This window comes from Halobacillus sp. ABR2_026 (assembly GCF_056158545.1).
Map to the genome: position 1 here is coordinate 2,205,233 of NZ_JBSWTM010000001.1, position 26,471 is coordinate 2,231,703.

A 26,471-nucleotide genomic window follows, 5' to 3' on the forward strand; every position below is an offset into this window, starting at 1 on the left:
CCGTAAATGAATCGAGGGAATTTTCTGTCATCTGGTGAAAAAGAAACCCATTTTTTGAAACTCTATGATTTCCGACTCGTATAGAATAGAAATCATACAAAAATCGGAGGATCTTACAGATGGAATTTTCATTAGACGCTGTCATCCTGGCAGCAGGAATCGCCTTAGCCGGCTACTTCATCGGAGATGGACTGAAAAATATCGGGCAGAGAAATCCCATGGATGAACATTTGGATCAAACCATTCGCGAACACATAAAAAAGGGGAAAGAAAAATGATAGTCGTCGGATTGTTATTGACCCCTGCTTTTCTTATCGCACTCGTTTATTTGCTGCGCTTTTCATGGGGAGAGAAAGGAAAGACGGCCCAGGGGAAAGCCGTGATTCATTCCAGTTATGCAAAAGCAGCACCGATTTTCCCTCTCGGCTGGCTTGGGCTGGAGCTTTATCATATGTGGGTCGCGCCTTTGTCTTACTCGACGTACAGGGATGGAATCTGGGTGTTGCTGCTGCTCACGTTCATCTTCATCGGGGCAAGGTTGTTCGGCCACCGGAAATCAGTCGTGGCCTGAGGGGTTTCATTCCACAGGTGGACCTTTCTGTTTAATGGTCGTGTAGGACAGAAGCTCACTCCACCCTCTTCCATGCCGGTCAATAAGGGCGGTGAATAAGGATACGCCATACCATAACCCTTGGGTGAGGATGACGGGGCCGAAGCCGACGAAGGTCCGCCAGATCGTCTGCAGAGGGTGCGGTGCTTTCCCTGAATTGGAGCGGATGTCGAGGTTCGTCAGGAGCAGGCCGATCGTCCTTCCTTTTGCGAACATCGGAACGAGTAGAAGCAGGGTGACATGGATGATGATAAACGCCTTCCAGAAAACCGGGTTGGGATCGAACCCCCTCCCTGTGTCCTGCGTGGCAGTATAAAGAATGGCGAGAAATCCCGACAGGATAAGCTCAAGGCCTGTAGCTATGAATCTGAGGAACAAGTTTTGTTCGGACAAACGGATCACCTCCTTTCTGTGCTATATCCTATGGCTGTACTTAAGGTTCGGTTTGCCCATTCACCCATTAGACAGAAAAAGAGATGGAGCATTTGCCCCATCTCTTTTTCTTTTATTAGTGTTCTCTTCGACAAATTGTGCGTTTTCTGTCATAGCATCTCTCTCCTCACTTTCTTTATACTTGATGAGGATGCGATACCATGAGTTTTGAAAGGACCGATACTATGAAAAAATTCAACTATGTCCCGTGGGTCGTGGGACTTTCCATTGCGATCAACCTCATCGTCGTGGCGTTGTTGTTCGTACCTAAAATCGACGGGGATCTTGGCTTCAACCTCAAAATCCTCCCGCTTCTCAATGCAGTGTTCAACTCGTTCACCTTCGTGTTTTTGTCTGCCGCTTTGTTTATGATCATCCGGAAGAACGTCAAGTGGCACAAGCGTTTCATTTTTGCAGCGTTTTCAACGACCGCTCTGTTCCTCATCTCGTACCTGACGTACCATTCGATGGCGGACTCGACGTCGTTCGGCGGCGAAGGAATCATCGCGACAATCTATTATTTCATTCTGATCACCCATATCGTACTGGCCGCGCTCATCGTACCGCTCGCACTGCTTACCTTGTTCCGCGGACTTGCGATGAAAGTAGATAAGCACAGGAAAATCGCGAGGTGGACGATGCCGATCTGGCTTTATGTCAGTTTGACCGGTGTCATCGTCTACCTGATGATTTCTCCTTACTATTGATGAAGAAGACAGACGTGTCAGAGCGTCTGTCTTTTTGTCGAAACTCTTCCCTTCCTTCTTTCTGTTTATTATTGTAAGATAATATAGAGGACACGTTTAAAAAGGGTTTTCTTACATTTCGAGCTTTTCACGTTTAAAATTTTCCTATACAGGGAAAATATGCTTTCAGGTCTAAATTTAAGGAGACGATGATGGACTTACTCCAATTTATGAAGAACGAAGGTTTCACGTCGGCCAAATTCTCCTCGTTGACTGGTAAAGATGTCCAGCTGGTGTTGAGTGAAATCGCTTCAACGGAAGACCTGTATCAATGGATGAACGGAACCCCGAACTCCGTCACGTATTATCCTTATGAACGAGTCCCGTATATCGACTGTTTCTATGAACAGGAGACGATGAAAATACGCTTGATGAAAGTATGACGGTACGATCTGACCTTGGAAGCTGAGGTTGGGTCGGGCCGTTTTTTTAAGAGAATGGGAGTTTACAAATCTTCGACTCTCCGCTACGATGGAAGCAGCGTATAAGAACTGCATACATGTTTTGCACTAGGGGGGCTGCTTGAAGCGGCTGAGAGGATCCGTTCCGACCCTTGGAACCCGAACTGGATAATACCAGCGTGGGGAAGTGCGGTCGTCATTCACAAGGACCTTTACCGGTTCTTCCTTTATGATTGGTAGACTGCATTCCCATGGGATGCAGTTTTTTTGTGCTTATTAAAAAGGAGGAATGAATCATGGAGAACAATCAATGTGGAACATCAAGAATCGCAGGATGCTCATTCTCGGTGCATCCAATGTCCGATCAGTTCGTCGACTATATCAAAGGGAGCCTCGAGCAGGTGGACAGCTCGAAGGTTTGGATGAAGACGGATGATGTCACGACGACGGTCCGGGGTCGGATGGAACACGTCTTTGATGTCACAGAAGCGATTCTTCTACATATCGCAAAAACAGGCGTGCATGTCGCCTTCCAAGGCACCTTTTCCATCGGTTGTCCCGGGGATTCATCCGGGGATGCCCATATCGATGAAAATCCAAAACGCCTGAATGCTCCTCAGATCGAGGACATCGAACAGCGGATTGCTGCGAAATTCTCGTTATATCCGATGGGTGGCGGTGATTACATGGACATCATCTACCAGCAGATCGAGGCAATGAAAGAACGAGGGGTCGACGTCAGTCCTGCCCACTACTCCACCCGTCTTGATGGGGATACGCGGGACATTTTCACAGGACTGGAAGACGTGTTCAGAGCGACGGAAGCGGGCGGTTCTTCCCATACGGTGATGACCGTGACCGTCTCTGCCAACAGCCCTTCCCATGAGGAGGCGAAAGAATGAACAGCTGGAAGTTGAAAGAAATCGTCGTCATGTCCGTCCTCGCCGTCGTCTTTGCTGTCGTCTATCTCGCCTTCCTTCCGGTCGGCAAAATTCTCGTCGGTTTTTTCGGACCGATCGGCTATGACCTGATCTTCGGCATCTGGTTCATCGTTTCCATCATCGCCGCCTACATCATCCGAAAACCCGGGGCAGCGTTCATTTCAGAGACCATCGCAGCAGCGGTCGAAGTGCTGCTCGGCAATGCGGTCGGACCGATCCTCCTCATCACAGGGATCGTTCAGGGGCTCGGGGCTGAATCAGCCTTCGCCATGACCCGTTACAAACGATACGACCTGTTCACGCTAATGCTCGCAGGGGTGATGGCCGCAGTCTTCAGCTTCGTCTGGGGGTACTTCCTTCAGGGCTACGCCGCCCTTGGCACCGGATATGTGCTTGCGATGTTCATCGTCCGGCTCATCAGCGGAGCCGTCATTTCAGGCGTTGCCGGCAAGGCGCTCAGCGATGCGCTGGCGAAGACCGGCGTCCTGTCAAGCTTCGCTCTCGGCAAAGAATACCGGAGGAAGCGGGCAGCATGAGTAGAGAAATTGTAAGGACCAAAGGATTAAGCCTCTTTTACGAAGAACAAGAACACCCCGTGCTCTCAAGCCTTGATTTCACCGTAGACCAGGGAGATGGCGTCCTTCTCCTCGGCCCGAGCGGGTCGGGGAAAAGTTCCCTCACCCACTGCCTGAACGGGCTTTACCCGAGAGAGCTTGACGGGCATCTTGAAGGAGAGGTTTACATCGACGGAACGAACACCGCCGACTATCCGGCAGGGGCGCTCTCCCGCAAGGTCGGGGTCGTCTTCCAGGATCCTGAAACTCAGTTTTGTATGTTGACGGTCGAAGATGAGATTGCTTTCGGTCTTGAAAACTTGAACACCCCGCTCGGTGCCATGAAGGAAAAAGTGGATCAGGCGCTTGCCTGGGTCGGGATGGAAGACTATAAAACAGCCCATCTATCCGACCTTTCCGGCGGTCAGAAGCAGAAAATCGCGCTCGCGTGCATCCTCGCGATGGAACCGGACATCGTCATCCTTGATGAGCCGACCGCAAACCTCGATCCAATTGCACGGACCCATTTTATAAGACTGATGAAGACTCTGAAAAAAGAGTTGGCCTTCACTCTGCTCGTCATCGAACACAAGTTGGAAGGATGGCTGGACGGCCTGGAGAGACTATTGATCATCGACAAGACCGGAAGCCTTGCCTACGACGGTCCGACGTTCGACTATTTGAGGACGAGCGCACCGGAAGTCCATAAGATGGGAATCCAGCTTCCGTATGCCACAAGGATCGCCTTGAAGCACAGCTGGTCGGCCCCCTACCCACTACGGGTGGAAGAACTGCCGGCTGGGCCGGAAGATTTTGCTGTTCCTTATGACGAAAAGAATCAAAATGTCCCATTGAAGGCGGAAGGTGTACAGTGGAAAACGATTTTGAAAAACATCGATCTCTCGGTAAAGGAAGGCGAATGGATCGCGCTTCTCGGAAAGAACGGGAGCGGAAAATCCTCGCTTTCTAAAATCCTTGCCGGCATCCAGCGGCCGGATGATGGCACCCTCACCCTGCATAACCAGCCGTTAAAGAAATGGCGGGAGAAGGACATGCGCAAAGAAATCGGATACGTTTTCCAAAACCCGGAGCATCAGTTCATCACCGATACTGTGTATGACGAAGTCGCCTTCAGTCTGAAACACTCTGGAATGGCTGAAGAGCGTTGGAAAGGTATCGTCCGGGACACTTTGACCTTCTGCCGTCTGGAAGCATTCGCCGACCAGCACCCTTTCCTGCTCAGTCAGGGACAGAAACGACGGCTCAGCGTCGCGACGATGATCGTCGAAGATCAACAGCTCCTCATCCTCGATGAACCGACGTTCGGCCAGGATGAACAGTCGACGGCAGAATTGATGACCCTCCTCAAGGAAAAGCATCGGAACGGAACGACGATCGTGATGATCACCCATGACATGGAGCTTGTCGAAGAATATGCAACACGCACCGTCGTGATGGATGCCGGACAAATCGCGTTTGACGGGCGGCCGGATGATCTGTGGCAGACGGAAAACCTGGCAGACTTTCATCTGGAACTTCCACCCGGCGAGCAATGGAAAAGAATCGATAAAGCACGGAAGGAGCGGGCGTATGTATCTTCATAACGTGAATCCAACTGTCAAAGCTTTGACGATCATCGGCGCTGTTTTCCTGCTCGCCTTTGTATTCGATCCAGTAACCCCGGCCCTGTATATCTTATGGACGGTCGCCGCGACGTTTTTGTTCGGTTCGTTCAAAAAGAAGCATTACCTGTTTTATTTTCTGCCGTTCACCCTGTTCGCTTTCGGGATGTTCTGGACGACGATCGTTTTCTCTGATGGATCTGGAAGTTCATCCGGCACGGTTTATGATGTGCTGTGGATGGAATTCCCTCAGGAAGACGTCCGCGTCGCGGCAGCGCTCGGTTTACGAGTGCTTGCCTTCGCAAGTCTCTCTCTGCTGTTCCTATTCACGACGGATATGGTCCAATTCATCCTGAGCCTCATCCAACAGTTGAAGCTGCCACCGAAAATCGCTTATGGCGTCATGGCCGGCTACCGCTTCCTTCCGATGCTGCGGACAGAATTCAGCCAAGTACGCGCAGCCCACAGGATCCGCGGCGTCAACCAGCCGGATTCATGGAAGGAAAAACTGGTGCAATACAAACGGTTCGCTATCCCTCTTCTCGCAGGAGCGATCAGAAAAGCAGAACGAACCGCGATTGCCATGGAATCCAAAGGGTTTACAGGTTCCCGCAGCCGGACGTATTACCGGCCGATGAGCGTGGAAGGGAAAGACATGCTTTTCCCGTTGATGATGTTCGGAATGCTCGCTGCTGTTGCCATTGTCTCCATCTACCTCGGAACCTTCACTTGGTATAATGGACAAATATAGTGGTTCTTCATACGATCTCCTTAAAAACACAAAAGCTCAGAGCAGAGGCTCTGAGCTTTCTTTTTCCTATGTACGATCAGTTCAAATACTCAGCCTTGAAAAGTATAAGGGGCCGAGGATTCAAGTAAACGTTCAACTCCACCTGGATAGTAGGGCATCCGTCTGTTCGCAGTAGGCAGATCCAGCCACACCACTTCTTCAATCTCATCTTTATACAGGATTTGGATGTCCCCTTCTACAATATTCGCTTTATACACTATGAATAAAGCATGATGGCCCGTATCTTCAATGAAGGCTTCATTGACAGCAACGATGTGCCCAACCTCAATCGTGGCATTCGTTTCTTCCTTACATTCCCGCCTTGCTGCTTGTTCGAATGTTTCCCCTTCCTCAACGGCACCTCCTGGAAGGGACCACCCTCCATCTACATTTTTAACCATCAGTACCTTCTTTTCGCTTTCATCAAAGATAAAGGCGTAAGCGACGTCCACTCGTTTCACGATCAATCACTCCTATTTGGTTGCTGCCTAACCTAGCTAACCACCCTTTACAATACGTTAAACATATCCGTTACCTGCCATTAAGTTTCCTTACATTCCAGTAATAGCGAAATAAGAGGCAATGATGGCAAGCACCCCTACCGTCCCTTTAAAATAACTGAGGTAACGGTGTTTGACGGTGTTATGCTCATCTATCGATTTAAGAATCATAAAACAACCTAATAACGGTAGAACAAAAGGCATCACCTTTGAGGGTTCTTCCGTGAATAATGCAAACGTTATAAGAGAAATACCTAAAATTAATAGTAAAGATTTTGCGATTTTCAAAAGATCACCTCGATATTATTTCTTTCCTATCATCAACTAAAACATTTGAACTCGGACAAGCTCGGAAGCATTGGGGAGAAGATAAGGACACCTTGTTGCAAGAAGTGCTCAACACCCTATGGTTGTAAACATACCATCGATTATATTTGCCTAATTAAACATGTGGATCAGAATGATATCAGTCATAATTAATGAGATTAAAATGAGCACGCTTCCGTATCGATACATTTTATGTTCTTTAAATCCCCATGCGGCCAATGTAATCAGGGCAAATAACACAATAGATGCTTGCAACCTCTGAATTCTAACCTGCTTTTGAAAGATAGCCAGCATATTTGAAGGTTCCCCCACAAAAGCTTGTTCGTTCGTTTCTTTTCCATACCAATTATAAACAATGACTTGATGGGTGGACGTTTCTTCTATGTACTCCAACTTTTTATAACCAAGCACTGGTAAATCCATGGAAAAGATAAAAAGCAAACCACCTGTAATGAAAATGAATAGTTGGACGAACGTCTTTCCTTTCACCAAAATGCCCTCCCCCGAAGCTTCGTTTTCATGGTCACAATTATGAAGGCATTTGATGAATAGCCTTAACTGCTTTCCTTCTATAAAAAGAAAACCAACCCTACAATCGCCATTATTATACCACTCACCCGATTCGCTATCAGGGCAAGATCACTAGGCTCAGAGTCTCGCAATTTCCATCCTATTTCTAAAAACCAAGCGGCAGATGGAAAAATCGTTATGAACAATCCCACTAAAGCGATCCCTATCCCTAATGGATTTCCCCAGGAGTTATTAGGAGAAATGGTGGCAGCCTTGTGTAATTGTTCGTATTTCTCAATCGCCTCATCTGCCATATCCATCTCTGCCATTGTTAGATCACTAGAGCCTCGACCATAACCTGTATTTCCTGTTTCTTCGTAATAATACTCATGGCCATTACTGAACACGACTTCATACTTGTAATGATCGGTTCCTCCTTCAAAGGACACCTCCACTACTGCTCCATTGGATATTTCGATTTCTTTAGTAGATTCTGCGGTTACATGACTTGTGATAAAAACAGATACAAAAAATATGATAAACACTTGGAAAAATAGTTTCATGTTACTCCCCCCCTGTACGATCAAATAACGAAGAACAATAGCTTATCGTTCTGGTAGGATCCCTAATGATTGTTCCCTAAATGTTGGGACCTTAATGTGTAGGTGGAGTCAAGGATAGAGCATCCCATAAGGGTGCGGGAGTAAAATCCTTATCACAAACCATACGATAGGACTTAAAATCGCAAACACCAATGCAATACTAAACGTCTGCTTATACCGCTTTTGTTTTCTTGATATCGGATGGACCAAATCCCAACCGGTTCTCACAACTAGAACGAAAACAAAGAGAGTTATCGAATACATATAAGGAATGTCCAGTATTTTTGAAGAAATGAATACGGAAAATATTACGATAAAGGTGACGATATTGTCGATCCTGTTATCGACCTCTTCCAAATAGTTCTCCATTATTATGAAATATTTATTCAAGGAATACCCCCGCTTCGTTAAGACCTATAGTTCGCCGTTCATGTACTTCCCGTAGTTCCTTTCTGAAGCTTAAACTATTTTTATTAGTAATAAACATAATAGAAAGGTGGTTATCCCAACAAAAAGCGCATATTTATTTATGTGTTTCAAAACGATCACTCCTATCCAGCACATACATGTTACATTGAAACGTAACCGTTCAAGAAGTCAGCCGTTACCTTAACCACTGGTACCAGTAATAACACAGCCGCCCCAATATATGTATAACCTCTTCTATTTTTATTGCTTTTCACTTGTTCAATTCCTAAGAGTAAAAAGAACACAAACAAAAAGGGTAGAAATATGACAGATGGTATTTGAAAACCATCCATAAATAGATGAGAGAATCCTAATACCATAGCCGTAATGGCCAGGATTATATTAACAATTTTAAAGGCGGCCATACCTTCTTCCTCCTATCGTTTTTTATGTAAGCCATTCTTGAAACCAACGCAGGCATTATACTTGTAAATGCTAAGAAAAAAACTGTCATAGAACCTATCCTGATAGGACTTAATATGAGAACAAGCATAACAAGGAATCCCCCTATACGGAGCAGGAATACACGCCATTTTTCTTCTAGTCCTAACACCTTCTCCATTTTGCATATTTTACACGTCTACTTCCATGGTTTTCGAGGCAACCCAATCAATCATTTCACCTTTTCCACCTCAAATTCTAACTGATCTAAATCCCAGACATCTTCCTTGTCCTTCTTATCAACTTTCACCTCGACCGTTTGTCCTTCCTCATATTTCTTTGGGTCAGACACGTGGACCCTTTGTGTATCAGGGATCTCTTCAAATGAAAATTCCTCCGCACCGCCTACGGTTACCCAAGTATTGATTTCAATTTCCATACTTCCATTTTCCTTATTAACTTCTGCTATTTCTCCTTGAACGAATGTCCCCTCTTCCACATGAGCACACCCCATCAATGCAATCGTAAAAACTGTAAAAATAAAAAACATCCTGCTTTTTGCCATGCGCCATTCCTCCTTAACGTTCCAGCTACAAAAGGTCGATATTACAGGAAATAGAAAATCACTCCGATAACATCCTCTTCCAATATCATGAGCCATTATCGAAACAAAACGTTATACACGATGAAACCTGCGATCATAAGTATCATAATAATGCCCGTGCTTTTCCATCCTAAATTCCCTAGTAGATCAGGAAGTCCTCCTCCATGAAAACTGCCAGAAGCGTCCTTTTTCATTTCTTCCTGCCTCAGTCTTTCCCGGGTGGTTTCAGGTTTCTTTTCACTCACTTGCGTCCCTCCATTCGTAGTTCCGCCAGTCTTATGTTTTTCATCAATCGTACAGAAGCGAGGGAAGTCTCACTAGCCGCTAAGCGCAGAAACCGGATATCTACGAGGTAAAGAGTGCTGGGTGAGACCCCGCAAGGCGTAAGCCTGAGGAGGCTCACCGCGCTCCCGCGGAAAGCGAGTCATCCCCCGCAGCCCCTGACTACCACACAAGCATCTCGAAATAAAGTCTTCAAGAAAAGGAGCTTTCGTTGAATAAGCCAAATATAAAAAAAGGAATTTCTATAATATTGGAAGTTCCTTTTTTTGCAGTTATATCAACACTAAACTTTAACAGAACCTTTAATAAAGATGTACCGTGCATCTGTTGCAATGATGAATCCATAAGCGACCAAGCAGCCAAACACTTAGTTTGGATTCCATTCACGCAATACAATGAATGAGGCCACAAAATCCCCTATAAGAACTGCTAAAGCCATCACACTTAATCTCCATCAGGAATGAGCAAGATTCTTCATTTATTCTCCTTACCTACCCATACGATTTCAGTTGGAAATCGTTTCACATCTTCTGTTGGATACAAAGAAGCGGTTGCTTTAACAACCGCCCCATACGTTGAATATTCGATTATAAGATCTTACCATCATTTATTTTCTTAAGCCGTTGGCGAGCGGTTTTTGAAGAATTGGTTATAGGTGTAAGACCTAATGCTTTCGCTAACCCGAACCTTGGCATATTGCCGTAAATGGCCTCATGTTGTGCAGGTTTAATTAAATAAGTCTCATGATAAATGCCAACTGCATCAGTGTTTTGTACTTTTTTATTAAAGTTCCTCCAGGCTTTCAAGTGTTTATCCCCTCGGGCATACTTCATTAAATCCTCTTCCGATTTCCAATATTGGACCATAAGAGTCGTACGGAAGCTGAAGAAATTCTCCATCGTAAGAAATCCAACATCCTTCCTTTTGAAAAGCTCTCTGACCATAGCTGGCATGGACAATAATACAGGCACCCATTTGTGCACGGCCCACCATTGATTTATACGCATACCGATCAGAAAGACGACAAATTCATTTTCCCTGGCGTTATCAGCTGTAAATCTACCTTTGAAAATCTCAGTTCCCATCATTCTTCCTCCTCAAGATTAAATAATATATCTTTAGTTTTCACACACCATTCAATAGCTGCATGAGTAGTACTAAGCCCATAATCCAGCGTAATCATCCAGAAAGGCTTATCCTTATGGTCACATGACTCTGTCAGGATCATCTGCTTGATTCCTTCATAAGTGTGATATCTCTCAAGAAGTTTTTCATGGTAGAGCTCTATTTGTTTGATCGAGGTAGATGTGTCCTGTTGGCGGCCGAAAAATAGCTTCAAAAGGAATTCATTTTTCTCTACGGGAAGTTCTTGTACAGGTTGTTGTAACCACTGGTCCAAGGCTGCTTTTCCAGACGATGTTATATGGTATTCTTTTTTATCAGGTTTTCCTTGCTGAGGTGTAATCGTCACCTCTGCAAACCCTTTATCCACTAACCCTTTCAAAGCAGGATATATTTGACCGTAGCTAATCTTCCAAAAATGATTTAAACTCCCATCAATCATTTGCTTCATCGAATATCCCGTGTGGTCTCCCGTCGTTAAAAGGCCGAGCAATGCATATAGTGTGTAGTTTTTTTGACCCATGGTACCCTCCCCTATATCTTTTTGATATATATCACTTTGATATATATAATTTATCAAATATTCAAATAAATGTAAACTTAAATTTATGGTTACTTGTATGCAATTAAGGGTTGAACCTTTCAACTTGAAATATTGAGGGGCCTGATTGACCAGATGAATATACTTGACGGCAAATTTGTTGACCATTTTCTTCCTTCCATTTAAACTGAGCCTATCAACATTTTTTGCACACACTCAACTTTCATCTTCAAGGAAGGAGAAATATACATGTTAGAGTTCCTAGAAGGAATGCACCCGGTTACCCAAGCGTTCATTAGTACATTATTCACATGGGGAATGACCGCCCTTGGTGCCTCCCTTGTCTTCTTCGTTAAACGAACCAATCAAAGATTTCTTGACAGTATGCTCGCGTTTGCAGGAGGGGTGATGATTGCCGCAAGTTTCTGGTCTCTTCTCGCACCTGCCATAGAGATGTCCTCTGATGGACCGCTCCCCTCCTATATACCAGCAGTGGTTGGCTTTTTACTCGGCGGTGCGCTGCTGCTTTTCATCGACCGCCTGATCCCATCCCTTGACACCGAACGCTATATGCACGATATCAAGGATGAAAGAGCAAAAAAACGGACAGCGCTTCTCATTTTTTCTATGACTCTTCATAACATCCCGGAAGGTCTGGCTGTAGGCGTCGCTTTTGGCGCGCTGGCTTCAAGCGGAACAGAAGCTACTCTTGCCGGTGCCATTGCCCTTGCCCTCGGTATAGGCATTCAAAACTTTCCAGAAGGAACAGCGGTATCCATGCCACTTCACAGGGATGGAATGGGGAAAAAGAAAAGTTTTATGTTTGGCCAATTTTCCGGCATGGTCGAACCGATTGCCGCTATTGTAGGGGCCTTTGCAGTCATACTCATTGAACCTATTCTCCCTTATGCCTTAAGCTTTGCAGCTGGAGCTATGATTTTCGTTGTGGCTAAAGAAATTATCCCCGGATCCCATGAAAAAGGAAATGTGAACTTAGCGTCCATCAGTTTGATGATTGGTTTTGCTGTAATGATGACGTTGGATGTTGCCCTTGGATAAAAAATGAAAACCCGACAGATTTTATCTGCCGGGTTTCTTTAATGAACCAATTCTTTGAAAACCTGCTGTGTTCGAATACCATACAGATGGTATTCCTTAATATCACAAACTTTAATGAATATACGATGGTAACTATCCGTTTTCATTAACTGCCTATTCCCGAAAAACAGTGCTTTGGTTTATTCGTATTGACGACTAACTTCTTCCAAACCACCGAAGACTCATCTACCTGAAAAATTCCTGGCTGGTTCTAAATCACTTCCAGCGAAGGATTTTTGCATTCAAACCATAAACAATCCTAAATAGAAAAACGAATAATAGTGAAACTCCTAGACCACTTAGAAACATATATATACTGTTAAAAAGAAATACTTGTGCGATCCATATCCCATTGAATACGAACCATATTATAATGGAAACATTATAAGTGATCTTAGCGAAGACGCCCTCATATCTAACCCCGAATAACTTTCTAATTAAATCTTTCATTTAATCCCTCACATTTTTTATAAGCATATGATAGATCGTCCTTGCCCCTATTACAAAACTGGTCATTTAGGCATGTTTACACGAACGATGTATTCTATTACCATTTACTATGAAATTATCTTCTCACATTTTTAACCAATTTAGTGGGAACATGTAGAAAATGATCGCTTCATGAAGGTCCCATCTGTTTTGATGGGGCCTTCTTATTCTTACCGTATCCATCTACAGGGCAGCTATATTAACTGCCACTTGCTATCCATTGATTTGATACCCCCACTTACAGCATGTACGCCATTCATCTACCCGACACCTACTTCAGCACTTCTCCTTTCTAGCAAAATGACATCGCGCCATACGCCATCCATTTCACCTATACGCTCTCGACGTCCCACTTCTCGGAAACCATACTTTTTATGTAATAGAAGACTTGAGACATTTTCAGGGAAAATCCCTGCTTGCAAGGTCCAAATTCCATTCTGTTCACTTAACTCAATCAAAGTCTTTAAGAGTAAACTGCCAATCCCTTTCCCCTTACTTGTTGAACTAACGTAAACACTCACTTCTGCAACCCCTGCATATACACGCCGACTTGAAGTCCGACTCAATGCCGCCCAACCTGCAACGTTCTCTTTTGAACGTGCAACAATTCGGCACTCAGGCATATGATCCTTATCCCACTCATCCCAAGAAGGTGCCTCTTCTTGGAAAGTTGCATTTTTTGTAGCTATTCCTTCAAGGTAAATTTCTCTCACCTGTCCCCAATCCATTGGGCGCATATTACCAATAGCTATTTTACCATCCATATCCTCACCTACTTCCATTCGTTGATGGAGGAGAAAAAACTCCCTATTCTTTTCAATATTAATATGACTAGAGGGGTCCTTAGGTATCCACCTCTAACTAAGGCAATCACTCTCCATCATGATCAGTTCTTTTCATGGCATAAAATGCACAGCATACTCTATTAAACCTGTAACACTCAATAAAAAAACCATAAAACACAACGCGTAAAGCACCATATTCCTACCTTTACTTCTATGTTTCATTTGCTTATATGTTATCCCCCCTAACACAATAGACATGATCCATGTAAACATCCCGACCGTTGAAAATAAATAAGAGGAATTCATGATCCAAGATACAGTCACAACCATATAAAAAACCATCAAAATCCAGCTAATCACATTAAACCCCCTTACTAGTGGACCGCAGAAGTTCCGTAACGAATATTATTAACGATTCTATGAAGTTGGATTCAGGATGTATAGTAATCAACATTCAAAGCCACTCTATCGAACAATCCTCAGTATTCAGGAAGTTTCAATAAAATCAGCGATCGACATCATTACATTGATCCACCTGAAGTACACGTTGGTTCAATGCTCCGTTTTCTATTTTACAAGGGTCTTCACCGTTGTTCATCTAAGACGTTTTTTATTGGTTTCTGAAGAACATTTACAAAAGTCGCGAAGACGCTAGTGGCTATAACCCCTATTAAACCTAGTGATATCGGCCCTGCGGGGTCATCCCCTGTGAAGTAAGCTAGCACCTTTAAATAAACAACCGCTAACAAAATAAAGAATATGATAATATAAGCGCATTTTTTTATTAGCTTCAATGATTGAAAAGATAACTCAGAGAGACAATTATTCTGTTCGATATAGGTTAATAGTTTAAACACTTGATACAAAGCTACAGAAAACGTTACACATATTCCATAGGCACATACTAAAAGAGGATATAGCGAATAATCACCAGGGCGCTCAATCGCATCCCTTCTAGCCGCTTCAGGCAACCAATATACACACACACCCAACACAGCAAGTCCAACAAGAAAAGCAATGACCTTCAAATATAAAGTAGAACTTATTTTTAAACTCATTTAAAGCACCTCATCGCTAATTAAATGTTAGCAATACTTTACCACATCATTTATCGATTAACAATAAATAAATATTGCTCAGCAATATTTAATCGTTACTTGGCGCAAAAAAAAAGAGCGTTTCTACCAATTGAGAAACGCTCTTCCTTTAAGCAATAACTACATTTACCTTAAACTTCCTCCCTTTACTTGGAATCTATACTGTTCATTGATCAATATGCTCTGAATCATACAAAAAGGAACACGGTTCACCGACGCTATACAAGTGTAAATGATGCATTGCTCTTGTACACGCTGTATAAAACAACCTTCTCAAGTTCTCGTCATCATACACTTTCTTAGAGGCATTGTAGATAATAACAGAATCAAACTCGATTCCTTTAGCAAGATAAGCAGGGATAATTAGGACACCTTTTTGGTACTCTTTCGTATTCTTCTCCACGAGGGTCAGATGTTGAATGGCGTTTAAAAACTGATAAGCAGCCACACTCTCTGCAGCTGACTTACAAATGATGGCGACCGTCTCTGACCCACGTTCCCTCAAATCTGCCACTTTCGCTTGAATAGCTTCATGTAGTTCGAGGTGATCATTCACCACTTTAAGAGTAGGCTTTTCCCCCTCGCGTTCAAAAGCTTTGATACGATCTCCTTCTTGAACAAGTCCGCGGGTAAACGCTATAATCTGCTTAGTCGATCGATAACTACGCTCCAATTGAACAAGTTCCGTATCATCTTCCCCATACAAACCAGAAAGATCCTCAAAGCTGGTTAAATCACCCGAATGGGCAAAAATCGCCTGGTTGAAATCGCCCAGTACCGTCATTCTCGCCGCAGGGAATAACCGTTTAATAAACTCGAATTGGAAAATCGAATAGTCCTGCGCTTCATCAATGAGGACATATTTAACCGATGAATTGGACTGAAAGCCTTGGATCAGTTCCTTCAAAAGCAAGAATGGCGTAGCATCTTCGTAATACAATTCATTTACATTCAACCTCTCACGCGTTAAGAGACAGGCTTCTTCCCACTCCGCAGGAATATCCTCAGGATTCCACAACTTTTCATCCATCGATTGATCGAATAGCTGCATGTATAACTTTTTTAAATTGATAAATTCGAGGGCGTCAATTTTTTTCCGTAAAGATTTCAGTCTTCTTTGCACAACTAAGCGCCCCAACATACGATTTTCTTGATCATAAAAATCGTAATTATCTTCTTCTAATTGATTGTATATTTTCTGAAGGTCATTTTTACCGAGCAGCTCGATTTCTTCCTGCACCCATGCCTTCTCCCTTTCCGTCTTTGCCAACTCATCAATTTTTTGCAACAACCCCTCTTTCAACTTTTCAATCCGATTTAGAAAGCGCAGGGAAGTATTCTTATTGTAAAATTCTTCAGCGATTTCTTCGGAGGACACAATGATTTCGCCTCGGAACTTAATACCTCTGAACAGCATCCCGGAAGTCTCCAATGCCTTCCGGTACCTTTTCATCCCTTCGAAAAATACAGAGGAAGCCTTGAATGGAATGCTTGCTTTTCTTGTTTGATATTGGGGATGATCCTTACATTCCAGCAGAAATTCCAACTGGTCGTACGGATCCTCAACCTTGAAGGAATTCTTCAATCGGTAATTCAGGTAATTTTGAAATGTCTCCTGCTCCATGTTCTCTTCGCCGAGTTCTGGTAACACATGGGACACGTAATTACTGAACATATTGTTGGGAGAAAAAAGAATGATCTGATCTGCTGTAACCTTTTCACGGTATTTATATAGGAAATAAGCAATCCGCTGAAGGGCTGCAGAAGTTTTGCCGCTGCCGGCCGCGCCTTGTACAACCAATAACTTAGAATTAATGTTCCGGATGATGTAGTTTTGTTCTTTCTGGATGGTAGCAACGATACTCTGCATATGTTTATGGGTGCTGTGCCCTAATACTTCCTGGAGAACTTCATCTCCGATCGTCAGGCTCGTATCGAACATCGACTCTATGACACCCTTCTTGATCGTGTACTGCCACTTCTTTTCAAGAACTCCTTCAACGGGTCCACTCGGAGTCGAATATTCAGCCGGACCAGGGGGGTAATCATAATAGATACTTGAAATGGGTGCTCTCCAATCGTAGACCAGGATCTCTTCGTTTGATTTATCCGTAACTGTCGCCACTCCGATGTGGACACACTCCGTTTCTGCAGTCCCTTGCTCCCTGAAGTCAACCCGGCCGAAATACGGTGATTTTTCGACTCGTTTAAGTTTCTTCAGTCTGTCAAAGGCATGTTTATGACTGCTTTGGGTAACAGACAAATCCTGTGCCTGCTGCCTCATTCCAATAATCGTTTCTAAATAATCATCAAACGTATCCATATTCACTTTCAGATCATCCCAAAAGTGCTTACGAATATGAATGACTTCTTCTTTGCGCTTGACCGAATCCGCTTCCACAGCATCAATTTTATTCGCCACCGTTTCCATTACCTTATCCAAATATTTCTGCTCTCTTTGAATGTCTTTATTCAAATCCTCCACTCCTCCCCTCTTTTTAAACACTATCGAACACTTTTTTCGCAGCATTTGACAAGTACTCAGTCACATGGTAAAATTAAAATGTAAAATAGGGGTATTATATCTTCTTATAATAAGTCACACTTGTGTTATGATTCTATCATTACTCATTTTGATATGCAATATAAAAGAACCTGGAAAATTCCAGGTTCTTTTTTTCTATTCCTACATAAAAAGGAACATTCCCTCACAAAAAATATGGTCTATCAGATTTGTTTTGAATATTAGGGAGTCCTTCGGTTACTGAAGAATTTTCTATTTCAGTTTTTCACCAAGCTTACATTGATCTATGCTATGAAGAAAAGTTACACAACTCTTTATTATCACTGCCACTTACTGATCGGATACTTATTGTGTTGCAAAACAATTCCAGCTTATCTGCTAAAGAAGTCAATATAATTATGAACAAAGCGGCTCGTTAACATATTTATAGCTCCAACAAGAAGTTGAGAAAAACTAATGAAGTAGTCAACATCTCCATTAGGTTAGGAAATGAATAGCATTGCTTATACTTTCCAGAAAGCTACATAGAAAAATACTAAAGCCCCCGATACATTAAGACTTGAATTGAGATATTCCTAAGTGCTTCTATACTCTTAAAAGGGGAACGCAATAGATCCCTTTCTTTATTAATTCATCTTCCTGAAAATATTGAAAGAGCGTTGAGGCTGTTTTTAAAATATCTGGTTAACAAACTGAATGAAGAAATAAACACTGTAGCCCAGAACAGCCAGACCACTTATTAATAGAATCGTTTGTCTACTCTTTTTGTTTAGCCATCTTTCTCCAAGATGTAATAGTATAGCTAAAAAAACAAACCATAGTAACGCGCCAAATAAAACTGATAATGGGTAAGCCATAGAAATGCTATTTCCATCATTTGCGATAGGTGTAAGCAAGCCCATCCACCACAATACAGTAAAAGGGTTAAAAGTAGTGATAGCTATCCCTATCCAAAAGGCTTTAAAATAATGCCTTCCGGGGTTCATTATACCCCTCATGCGTTTTTCACCCACGCCTTGAACTGTCCTCATTTCTTTAAAGATTCCCCAGGCAACATAAAAAAGCACAAAACTTCCAAAGAGCCATAGAAAAGTAACAATAATAGATTCTGTTCCAATAAAAGGCATGAGCCAAAGTAATATAGCTACTAAGACAATTGCATCCCCTGTGACAGCACCTAACCCTACTATGAGAGATGAAGTGAGCCCATACTTTGTACCATGTTTTATTTCTTCACCATTACTTGGACAAGTGGGAGAGGAGACAAAACCTATAATAAAGCCACTAAACAAGAGCTTAAACATATATGATCCTCCTTTTAATTCGATAATTCCACAACTATCGAATTGTTATTAAAAAAATTATTGCCCCCCCTTAGATGTTTGAAAAAATTCAACTAAATGATCGATTGTCTCTTCTTCAACCCAACACTCAATATTTTTCCCTTGGCGGTCCATACGTATTAATCCCGCGCGTCTTAGTTCCTTAAGGTGATGGGAAACTGTCGAGGGTGCAATATTTAACCCTTCTCCTAACTCTCCCACGGTTAACCGCATTTCTTTCTCTGTGCTCAGTTCACCCGGATTACAGTACTCGGCTAAATAAAGAAAAATGTTCAATCGATGGACATTAGAAAGCGCTTTGAACATTTCACTAAATTGATTAACGTTTTCATTATTATATTTCGACATGTTTCGAATTATAAAATAATAGGCAGTGATTGTCAAACTGACTCTATAGATATAAAAGACCTCCAATGGGAGGCCTTTTAGGAACAATTATCTAATCCCACTAATACAAATTGTTCGTCTTTTTTATCTATCGTAATCTCATTCGTTGTCCCTTGCGACAAGGACACATACCCGTTCGCTGCTTATGCCTAGTTTCTTAGCGGAACCCCTCCCGTTTGCGTGGACTTCAATCGACAAGCTTCCTCACCCCTTTTTCTGAGTACATTCAATTGGTCTTGTCCATTTCCACGTTCCCTAGGAATGTTACAGATTCCATTACTTTTAATGCCGATAGTAACTTGTGCCTCCAGTAGAATAAGGCACGTGGGTAACGCCGAATCAACTCCGCTGATTTGCGGAGGTTCCTTCTCCTTCTGGATACAAAAGTTCAATGGGACAATAAATAAATCACAAAAAAAGTGATGTAAATAGAATCTGATATTGCGAGATAAAGAGCCTGGTTCGATTCCTTTACTTTCTTAAGACTATAATTGAAAAAGCTGTCATATAAACTTACGACAAACAACAGGAATGAAAGGGCTAGAACGAATGTGTTCTCTGTAATTATTACGGCGAGTAAATAGATGAACCACCTTCGAAAAAAATTAAAGACTAAGACAATCATAAGTAATGACCATGATCCAGGATCAACTTCCAACTCTTCATCAGAAGATATATGACGGAGTCTTTTTTTGATATTCTTGTAATCCCTTACGTAATCCAGGTTGATGATCAATGCAATAAGAGAGTATGTAACAATAATCATGTATTCGTTGCCTCTTATGATTTCCCACACAAAGGTCCACCCCTCATTCCTAACTAGAGATTCAATCATTAACTATTGAAAGAGCCGCATCTAGTTATATAAACCACAACCTTTATCAGACCTTATATGATAAAGATTGAAAAAGTTAACAAGACGAGACTCACAAGAAACGAGGACCAGATCTTTCTTCCGTTAGTTATTCTGTTTTTATAAGCTTTATGTATAAAACTCAAAACAATGAGATGGAATATAAACAGAAAATAATAGAGAATTCCATAGATTCCCCACCGTGCATCTTCTAATACTTCGTTTAGAGAGCTGAACTGAAAAGCCATCATAAATATAATGACAGATAGGATCAACATACAAATAAAGAAACGGTGAATCTTATCCCAAGCGGGGTGCTTCAGGAATGTAGGACTTTTCTTAGTCTGCAGATAAAAGGTTAAACTGAATCCTCCCAGGACTAGACCCAGGAAGGTCATTGTCATTAGGACAGGTCCTCCAGAGGTAGCAGGAGCAGCGCCTAATGGAACAGCGATACCAGAATGGAAGGTTTCGGCTGTAAATGATAGAAAAACTAAGCATATGAAAATTAAGCTTTGCAATAGTGTCCAACGGGAAAATAGCATCGTTTCAATCAAACTCCTTGTTTATAAAGTATAGCGTTAAAGAGACCCGTTTCTGCATCCATGAAGATCCACCCTCCCACTCAAACTTCCAACGCATCATTACCTCAGCTTGTAACACTTGCTCCTTATGATCCCATAGTGTCGTCTTCCTTCATGAAAATGCCTGCCCCCATAATGATCACTCCAGCAAGAAATGCACTAAAACTTAATATTATTACAATCAACACAAAAATTATCCCATCATCTAAAACCAAATAAGCAAAGAAGAAAGGCAGGATAGAAAAAATGAGTGAAATAATGCCCCCGAATAACATTCGCGTTTTCTTTGTTTTGAGCACCATGGCGAGAAGCACAGATGAAAATAGTAAAGCAAAAACCAAAAGGATAGAGAAAAAGATTATGTAAGACATGAACACACCTATTCTTCATTTCTATTTGAGTAACGTAAGTAATTGTAGTTACCCTCGTGTTATTCAACCGGAGGCTCAGTGAACCCCAGTACATGGTCTTCCCTTATAAAACAAGGAAACAGCCAGAAAAATCCATCCAATCATCTTAGCCACGGGAAATGATGTTAAAAGATCTGGAGATCCTTTAACAAACGGAAACCCTACACCAAGAAAGTGTATAATAATTCCCATTCAAAAGAATCAACGTTTTTTTCAGGACTGCGGCCATTTCTCACAATGACCATAAAGCACAGGCGGCTAATGCCTCATCCCTTTACTAGTCACATCTCTCTCTACCCTTCTGGCTTTAAGTTGCGAGTCATTTTATAGACAATACTGCCGAACGCAAACTTCACTGGGTATAACGAAAGAATGATGGCTATGATGATACTAATCGTCTTTACCATTCCTGTTAAATGTAATAAATCGTTGATCACATAACTAGCTAAAACAATAAGACCATAGACAATAGCCACCGACAAAATAAATATGCTTGCAATAACTATCAAATGCAGGAAGGACATTTGTTTGATCTTCCCTAGTTTTTTGATGTTGCCATTACCCACCGAAAAAAAGAAGGAAGCCATTGGAGTTAATAATAAAAACCATGCGGAATAGCCGAACACTATCCATGATATACCCATCACCAACAGAAGCATCCAACCTAGTCTATTTAACTTTATTTTTTTCACGACCTCACCTCTACATCCAATAATTTCCTTATTTTCATTAACAACCTCTTTAGGTGGCAGTGGTTTTGCCTAACCCACAAAATTGAATCAGAGTTTAAGTATTCAGTATTTTATGTAGGCCTTTAGCCTGACCGGGATCTAAGGAGTAATATCCTCCAGAACCATCAGATAAAACAGCGCCTCCATCTTCTTGATACCAAACAAATCTTTTCACCTCTGGAGTATCTTCATACGTTTCGTCCGATCTTCTAATCGTGAAGAAGACATCTGGAGAGCTACACACTTTATCGTCAGGTTTTTCAATCTCTTCAGCAGATTCCACCAGCCCCTCCACCCGTTTTATTTTTGGGGAGTCTTCGATTACTTGATCCGTCTCCATGATTGGTCCGTCTTCTTTGGAATGAGGTGTGCCAACTAACATAATTTTATGTTTTTCTCCTGTACTTTCTACTGATGTCTCTTGATTTAACGTGTCACCGTTACTTTCTGCACACCCCACGATAAATACGGGTATACAAAGTATGAATATCATCCAACAATGTTTTTTGATAAGAACACTCCCCTTTTGTTGAACTGACTAATAATCTAAGAAGTTTCAGCACCATCCGTGAACTTTTTGTTTTCTCCAGTATCTTCTACGTAAGAAAGTGCTTGTTCGTTTCAAATAATCTCTCATAATGCTTTGGCGTTTTCAATAAGGAACGTTGGCTCCACCTCCAGACAACCAGTAGAATAGAACACCCATGGAAATCAAGAACCATATCACTCTCCATACGGGGGCTTTTCTGTTGAGCTGAACCCATTAAAAAAATCCCCCACACGTATGTCGTCATGATTGCGAAGTTAATCGAAGTGTACGAGTGCCTCAATAATGCTACCAACAAATATCATCCCTATGTATGAAGGGGATTTCAGCTGAATACTTTATTCATGGAGGTGACATTACATGGATCAAAACAACGAAGAGCAGTTGAAGGCAGCCCTCACCCCTTTTCGCAAAGACGCCACGAAAAAGACCCAAGCGATCAACGAGTCCATAAAAAAGAAACTGCCTTGGGATAGACTGAAGATTGAACAGGAGTGGGCCACGCGAAATGTGTTAAAAAGCGTCTCTCTCCCCGTGATCCATCCCGAAGATTCGCTCCTTCCAGTTTGGAATTTAAAACGCTACGAATTCCTGCTGAATGATAAACTCCCTTCTTCCGTTCACCCGAAGTTATGGTACCAGGGAAAACTGAATTTAAATGCCGGTCTTTTCCAAGTGACCGAAAACATTTATCAGGTTAGAGGCTACGACCTTGCTAACTTGAGTATTATTCGAGGAAAGACAGGCTGGATTGTAATTGATTGTCTTACGAGCAAAGAAACGGCAGAAGCCGCTTTTGAATTGATCGACAGCTACTTTGGCACAATTCCGGTCAGTGCCATCATTTTTTCTCATTCACACGTGGATCATTATGGTGGTGTAGATGGTGTCCTGAATAGTGGAACAACGGATGATGTGAAAATTTATGCACCGAGCGGATTTCTAAGTGCAGCTCTGGAAGAAAACGTGACCGCTGGTGTTGCCATGTCGAGGCGAGGATTTTACATGTATGGAGAGGTACTGCCTCGTGGAGAAAAAGGTCAAGTAGACAGCGGCATCGGCAAGTATGTATCGACTGGTGTGGTGACTTTAGTCAATTCAGCAGAAGAAATTTCCCCGTTCAAGGATGAACCTTATGTCGAGAAAGTCATCGATGGTGTGCGTGTGCAATTCCAAATCACTCCCGATACAGAAGCTCCAGCTGAAATGAACATGTACATCCCTGAAGAAAAAAGCCTCTGTATCGCAGAGAACTGTACCGCTTCACTTCATAACATCTATACATTACGCGGGGCTGAAGTGCGCGATCCTGTCGCCTGGGCGAAGTACATCCAACAAGCGATTGAGCTTTTTGGAGAAAATATGACCTCTGTATTTGAAGTGCACAACTGGCCAAGGCATGGAAGAGACTACTGCATCGATTATATGGAAAAACAACGGGACATGTATCAATATATTAATGATCAAACCTTAAGGCTGATCAATCAAGGCTATACCATCGATCAAGTAGGAAGATTGGTAACTTTTCCTGAGAGTTTAAAGGAGGAGTGGTTTAACAGGTCCTTTTACGGAACGGTCAACCATAACTCTAAAGCGGTATACCAAAAGTATATGGGATGGTATAACGGAAACCCTGTCGACTTAAACAAGCTCCTCCCGGAAGAGTCCTCAAAGAAATACGTGGACTTTATGGGCGGAGAAGATGAAGTCATAAAAAAAGCCAAAGAGAGTTTTAGAAAAGGCGATTACCAATGGGTGGCAGAAGTCATGAAGCACGTCATCTTCGCAAACCCATCCAATAAGAATGCCAAATACCTTTGTGCAGACGCTCTTGAGCAGCTTGGCTACATCGCAGAATCCGGACCATGGCGGAATGAATATTTGATGGGTGCTCAAGAACTGCGTTATGGAATTATTCCAATCCAGCAGTCTACCATTACAACAGAAGTTCTCGATATCATGACCCTCGAGCAAGTGTTAAACATGTTAAGTATCCGCATAAACGGGTTGATTGCAGGAGAGTATGATTTCAAATTAAACTTCATTATTCCTGATCGGAAAGAAAAAGCCTTAACGGAGATCAAACGAGGCATTTTCCGTTACTTATCAAAGGAACTGAAAGAGGATCAAGTAAAGGTCATCATGAGTAAAGAATCCTTATATGAGTTAGCAACCACCAACAACCGCCCTTCTCCTTCTTCCATCAAAGTTATCGGAAACATTACAAAGTGGCATCAATTCTTATGGGCGCTTGATCAAATAGAAACAGACTTCCCAATTATGACGCCTTTGAGTAAAAAACGTACCCATGATTACTAGACATTTAAACAAGTAATATCCTGAGCGATATTACTTGTTTTTTCGATTGCACCTACATAGTTATAATCATCTTCAGCCAGTCATTTCAGCTATAACGTCTCCTCCAATTTCTGTATGTTCGATCGGGAAATCAAATAAACCTGGCCTACCATGTCCATGCTGTCTCCCTTCATACGTACAGCACAATCTTTATTCGATGCATAAATATTTATTTCTTCTGACAAGGGAGACAATTCTCTTTGAACAAGTTCAAAATTATTTTCAAGATCATAATGAGATAAGATGGAGAAATCACCAAGGCCGATCCCTTCATAAACTTTGCTTTTTTCAACGTCAAACCCTAAGTTTTTCGAGGCTAGCCATTTAGCGGACATGTTGATCGCACCAGCACTTGCTCCAATCACAACGGCACTACTATTTTTAATCCACACCGATAATTCATATTCCATTAAGAAACTATTTTGCTTAAGAACATCTCCACCTAACAAGAATATAACGGAAGCCTTTCGTATTAACTTTTGGACATCTTCCTTATGAAGGCGATCATGAACTAAATGATATTCATCAAACGTAAGTCCAGCTTGATCAAGCCATGACCGTTCAGTAGCGCCATCATCTTCATTCGACTCAGAAGGAGTCGAACGGATCATAACGATTGAAGTTCGATCTTTGATATCGTCCTGTAAAGCCTTCTTCAAGTTCTCAGGAAAAAAGTTTGTAAACCAGCCTAAATAATAGTGAGTTTTCATCAGTACCCCCATTTAAAAATTTTCTGTTTTCACATTCATTAAACGATCTACTTTCACAACACCTTCTATGTAAACAAAACTAGTATTCTTATGAGCAAGTGTCCTCTTTACTTGAAACAAAAAGCATTTATTTCTTCCCTTTCCACTCTAAAATATAGGGGCAAGGTTCAGTAAAATAGAAACTTCCACACCAGGTACTACATCCATTAAAGCTGCCCAATCTTCGACTTCGACCCATTCAGCTACTAGACTGTATTCTGCACAAAGGGTTAATGCTGGAAATGATAACCCCATCGCCATCGCCAGTTTATAACCTTTTCCTGCTTTATACATATAAAGATTGATTACAGTTGCCATGATCGCGATAACTCCTACGATGAGCCATATAGCTATCCCTCCTTAGTGTTTCGGACGTGCTTCATAGGGGTGAAGTACCCCGATAATAGATTCTTTCATATCTTTATCTATACTTGTTATGACACCACCCGAGATTTCTTTATTTGTTAACCATCTGGATGCCTCGTCCTCGATTACAAAGCCAAGATAAATGCTTCTATGGCTGCAAGCCGTTGGCAGATCAATGTCTTCTTCTTCAAAGTACCTCCGGCTTCCCTTCACTTGGTACAGGTTCCACTGATGGGTATGTTCAGAACAGACGGAACTGATTAACTCCAACGAAGGAAGACAAGGTGTCCAACTGACAACCATTGTAATAGGGCCGAACCGCTCAATCGCCCCTCTCACTTCCGTTTCAAGTATTTTCTGATCGTTATAGTCCACTCTCATACTATGAATCCGCTCAGGAGTAGTCGTCTTCTTCTTTAAATTATCATGTTTAGTTTGACTTCTTCCTATAACGGAAACCATATACCCTTGATGTATCAGCCATAATGAGACGTCACTCAGCATCCCTGTTCCACCAATAATCAATGCATGTGTTCTACTCATAACCAACCTCCTTCCTATAAGAATATAACAAGCTTGATATTAACGAATCGGATAGAGGGTCACTCATGTTTCTATCATGTTCTTGATCCTTTGAATGTTTAGATCCTTGCCACTTCCCCATTCTTTAAGACCCAACTCTATAATCTGACTGATCTGTGCTATGGTAGTTAGGAT

The 26,471-nt window shown here is 42.2% G+C and carries 31 protein-coding genes, 1 pseudogene and 1 riboswitch; of the genes and pseudogenes, 10 read left to right on the top strand and 22 right to left on the bottom strand.

Going from position 1 to position 26,471, the window contains the following annotated elements:
• The first annotated feature begins 119 nt into the window (after positions 1-119).
• Together ACXADE_RS11360 and ACXADE_RS11365 are read left to right on the top strand one after the other, a co-directional pair.
• The gene (locus ACXADE_RS11360) at positions 120-278 is read left to right on the top strand and encodes a hypothetical protein (protein ID WP_474980581.1); all 159 of its coding nucleotides are present in this window, start codon (positions 120-122) and stop codon (positions 276-278) included.
• On the top strand, positions 275-571 hold the full coding sequence (locus ACXADE_RS11365) for a hypothetical protein (protein WP_474980582.1): 297 nt from the start codon (positions 275-277) through the stop codon (positions 569-571). The genes ACXADE_RS11360 and ACXADE_RS11365 overlap by 4 nt, the downstream gene beginning before the upstream one ends.
• Before the next feature lie 6 nt (positions 572-577).
• Here the strand turns inward: ACXADE_RS11365 and ACXADE_RS11370 are convergent, their stop codons facing one another.
• Entirely contained in the window at positions 578-1,003 is a 426-nt protein-coding gene (locus ACXADE_RS11370; protein WP_474980583.1) for an RDD family protein, read from the bottom strand.
• Positions 1,004-1,203: 200 nt separating this feature from the next.
• On the opposite strand from ACXADE_RS11370, the gene ACXADE_RS11375 reads away from it, so the two are divergent.
• The 6 genes from ACXADE_RS11375 (at position 1,204) to ACXADE_RS11400 (ending at position 6,057) form a co-directional block, all read left to right on the top strand.
• Positions 1,204-1,749 (top strand): DUF420 domain-containing protein, encoded by a 546-nt coding sequence (locus ACXADE_RS11375; RefSeq protein ID WP_474980584.1) that lies wholly within the window; start codon positions 1,204-1,206, stop codon positions 1,747-1,749.
• A 191-nt stretch (positions 1,750-1,940) separates the two neighbouring features.
• Entirely contained in the window at positions 1,941-2,171 is a 231-nt protein-coding gene (locus tag ACXADE_RS11380) for a hypothetical protein (RefSeq protein WP_474980585.1), read from the top strand.
• Positions 2,172-2,289: 118 nt separating this feature from the next.
• Positions 2,290-2,392, top strand: a riboswitch (TPP riboswitch).
• A gap of 93 nt (positions 2,393-2,485) precedes the next feature.
• Positions 2,486-3,091, top strand: a complete 606-nt coding sequence (locus ACXADE_RS11385; protein ID WP_474980586.1) for a YkoF family thiamine/hydroxymethylpyrimidine-binding protein — start codon at positions 2,486-2,488, stop codon at positions 3,089-3,091.
• Complete coding sequence (locus ACXADE_RS11390; protein ID WP_474980587.1) at positions 3,088-3,666, top strand: ECF transporter S component; 579 nt, start codon at positions 3,088-3,090, stop codon at positions 3,664-3,666. Before ACXADE_RS11385 ends, ACXADE_RS11390 begins: the two co-directional genes overlap by 4 nt.
• Complete coding sequence (locus tag ACXADE_RS11395) at positions 3,663-5,288, top strand: ABC transporter ATP-binding protein (RefSeq protein WP_474980588.1); 1,626 nt, start codon at positions 3,663-3,665, stop codon at positions 5,286-5,288. The genes ACXADE_RS11390 and ACXADE_RS11395 overlap by 4 nt, the downstream gene beginning before the upstream one ends.
• The gene (locus tag ACXADE_RS11400) at positions 5,275-6,057 is read left to right on the top strand and encodes an energy-coupling factor transporter transmembrane component T family protein (RefSeq protein ID WP_474980589.1); all 783 of its coding nucleotides are present in this window, start codon (positions 5,275-5,277) and stop codon (positions 6,055-6,057) included. The genes ACXADE_RS11395 and ACXADE_RS11400 overlap by 14 nt, the downstream gene beginning before the upstream one ends.
• Positions 6,058-6,146: 89 nt before the next feature.
• Here the strand turns inward: ACXADE_RS11400 and ACXADE_RS11405 are convergent, their stop codons facing one another.
• The 8 genes from ACXADE_RS11405 to ACXADE_RS11440 all read right to left on the bottom strand — a co-directional run bounded on the left by ACXADE_RS11405 (position 6,147) and on the right by ACXADE_RS11440 (position 11,415).
• Entirely contained in the window at positions 6,147-6,557 is a 411-nt protein-coding gene (locus tag ACXADE_RS11405; protein WP_474980590.1) for an NUDIX hydrolase, read from the bottom strand.
• A 477-nt stretch (positions 6,558-7,034) separates the two neighbouring features.
• Positions 7,035-7,412, bottom strand: coding sequence for a hypothetical protein (locus ACXADE_RS11410; protein WP_474980591.1), 378 nt, complete (start codon positions 7,410-7,412; stop codon positions 7,035-7,037).
• A gap of 80 nt (positions 7,413-7,492) precedes the next feature.
• Positions 7,493-7,996 carry a DUF6199 family natural product biosynthesis protein gene (locus ACXADE_RS11415; protein WP_474980592.1) on the bottom strand — a complete coding sequence of 168 codons (504 nt, stop codon included), beginning with the start codon at positions 7,994-7,996 and terminating at the stop codon, positions 7,493-7,495.
• A 608-nt stretch (positions 7,997-8,604) separates the two neighbouring features.
• Positions 8,605-8,868: a hypothetical protein gene (locus tag ACXADE_RS11420; RefSeq protein ID WP_474980593.1), complete on the bottom strand. Its 264-nt coding sequence runs from the start codon at positions 8,866-8,868 to the stop codon at positions 8,605-8,607.
• A 248-nt stretch (positions 8,869-9,116) separates the two neighbouring features.
• Positions 9,117-9,449: a hypothetical protein gene (locus tag ACXADE_RS11425; RefSeq protein WP_474980594.1), complete on the bottom strand. Its 333-nt coding sequence runs from the start codon at positions 9,447-9,449 to the stop codon at positions 9,117-9,119.
• A gap of 95 nt (positions 9,450-9,544) precedes the next feature.
• Positions 9,545-9,733: a DUF6366 family protein gene (locus ACXADE_RS11430; protein WP_474980595.1), complete on the bottom strand. Its 189-nt coding sequence runs from the start codon at positions 9,731-9,733 to the stop codon at positions 9,545-9,547.
• A gap of 624 nt (positions 9,734-10,357) precedes the next feature.
• Entirely contained in the window at positions 10,358-10,855 is a 498-nt protein-coding gene (locus ACXADE_RS11435; protein WP_474980596.1) for a DUF4188 domain-containing protein, read from the bottom strand.
• Positions 10,855-11,415: a PadR family transcriptional regulator gene (locus tag ACXADE_RS11440; protein WP_474980597.1), complete on the bottom strand. Its 561-nt coding sequence runs from the start codon at positions 11,413-11,415 to the stop codon at positions 10,855-10,857. Before ACXADE_RS11440 ends, ACXADE_RS11435 begins: the two co-directional genes overlap by 1 nt.
• A 267-nt stretch (positions 11,416-11,682) precedes the next feature.
• Between ACXADE_RS11440 and ACXADE_RS11445 the strand changes: the two genes are divergently transcribed.
• A complete protein-coding gene (locus ACXADE_RS11445; RefSeq protein WP_474980598.1) occupies positions 11,683-12,492 on the top strand; it encodes a ZIP family metal transporter in 810 nt (269 codons plus the stop codon).
• 788 nt (positions 12,493-13,280) lie between these two features.
• Here ACXADE_RS11445 and ACXADE_RS11450 read toward each other — a convergent pair.
• The 10 genes and pseudogenes from ACXADE_RS11450 to ACXADE_RS11495 form a co-directional block, all read right to left on the bottom strand.
• Positions 13,281-13,784 carry an N-acetyltransferase family protein gene (locus tag ACXADE_RS11450; protein WP_474980599.1) on the bottom strand — a complete coding sequence of 168 codons (504 nt, stop codon included), beginning with the start codon at positions 13,782-13,784 and terminating at the stop codon, positions 13,281-13,283.
• 605 nt (positions 13,785-14,389) lie between these two features.
• On the bottom strand, positions 14,390-14,863 hold the full coding sequence (locus ACXADE_RS11455; RefSeq protein WP_474980600.1) for a DUF2975 domain-containing protein: 474 nt from the start codon (positions 14,861-14,863) through the stop codon (positions 14,390-14,392).
• A gap of 205 nt (positions 14,864-15,068) precedes the next feature.
• On the bottom strand, positions 15,069-17,378 hold the full coding sequence (gene helD, locus ACXADE_RS11460; RefSeq protein WP_474980601.1) for an RNA polymerase recycling motor HelD: 2,310 nt from the start codon (positions 17,376-17,378) through the stop codon (positions 15,069-15,071).
• 719 nt (positions 17,379-18,097) lie between these two features.
• The gene (locus ACXADE_RS11465; RefSeq protein WP_474980602.1) at positions 18,098-18,730 is read right to left on the bottom strand and encodes a LysE family translocator; all 633 of its coding nucleotides are present in this window, start codon (positions 18,728-18,730) and stop codon (positions 18,098-18,100) included.
• A gap of 57 nt (positions 18,731-18,787) precedes the next feature.
• Complete coding sequence (locus ACXADE_RS11470) at positions 18,788-19,117, bottom strand: ArsR/SmtB family transcription factor (RefSeq protein WP_474980603.1); 330 nt, start codon at positions 19,115-19,117, stop codon at positions 18,788-18,790.
• Between the two features lie 141 nt (positions 19,118-19,258).
• Positions 19,259-19,520: pseudogene (locus ACXADE_RS11475) on the bottom strand (IS1595 family transposase); the annotation flags it as partial.
• A gap of 24 nt (positions 19,521-19,544) precedes the next feature.
• Complete coding sequence (locus ACXADE_RS11480) at positions 19,545-19,922, bottom strand: hypothetical protein (RefSeq protein ID WP_474980604.1); 378 nt, start codon at positions 19,920-19,922, stop codon at positions 19,545-19,547.
• Between the two features lie 757 nt (positions 19,923-20,679).
• Positions 20,680-20,964 (bottom strand): hypothetical protein, encoded by a 285-nt coding sequence (locus tag ACXADE_RS11485; RefSeq protein ID WP_474980605.1) that lies wholly within the window; start codon positions 20,962-20,964, stop codon positions 20,680-20,682.
• Between the two features lie 332 nt (positions 20,965-21,296).
• Positions 21,297-21,695 carry a disulfide bond formation protein DsbD gene (locus tag ACXADE_RS11490; protein ID WP_474980606.1) on the bottom strand — a complete coding sequence of 133 codons (399 nt, stop codon included), beginning with the start codon at positions 21,693-21,695 and terminating at the stop codon, positions 21,297-21,299.
• A gap of 94 nt (positions 21,696-21,789) precedes the next feature.
• The gene (locus ACXADE_RS11495; RefSeq protein ID WP_474980607.1) at positions 21,790-22,116 is read right to left on the bottom strand and encodes a hypothetical protein; all 327 of its coding nucleotides are present in this window, start codon (positions 22,114-22,116) and stop codon (positions 21,790-21,792) included.
• 525 nt (positions 22,117-22,641) lie between these two features.
• On the opposite strand from ACXADE_RS11495, the gene ACXADE_RS11500 reads away from it, so the two are divergent.
• Positions 22,642-24,600 (top strand): alkyl/aryl-sulfatase, encoded by a 1,959-nt coding sequence (locus ACXADE_RS11500; RefSeq protein WP_474980608.1) that lies wholly within the window; start codon positions 22,642-22,644, stop codon positions 24,598-24,600.
• Between the two features lie 89 nt (positions 24,601-24,689).
• On the opposite strand, the gene ACXADE_RS11505 is transcribed toward ACXADE_RS11500, so the two are convergent.
• The 3 genes from ACXADE_RS11505 to ACXADE_RS11515 form a co-directional block, all read right to left on the bottom strand.
• Entirely contained in the window at positions 24,690-25,349 is a 660-nt protein-coding gene (locus ACXADE_RS11505; RefSeq protein WP_474980609.1) for a Type 1 glutamine amidotransferase-like domain-containing protein, read from the bottom strand.
• Positions 25,350-25,496: 147 nt separating this feature from the next.
• A complete protein-coding gene (locus ACXADE_RS11510; protein ID WP_474980610.1) occupies positions 25,497-25,706 on the bottom strand; it encodes a hypothetical protein in 210 nt (69 codons plus the stop codon).
• A 42-nt stretch (positions 25,707-25,748) separates the two neighbouring features.
• Positions 25,749-26,297, bottom strand: coding sequence for a Rossmann-fold NAD(P)-binding domain-containing protein (locus ACXADE_RS11515; RefSeq protein WP_474980611.1), 549 nt, complete (start codon positions 26,295-26,297; stop codon positions 25,749-25,751).
• Between the last annotated feature and the right edge of the window lie 174 nt (positions 26,298-26,471).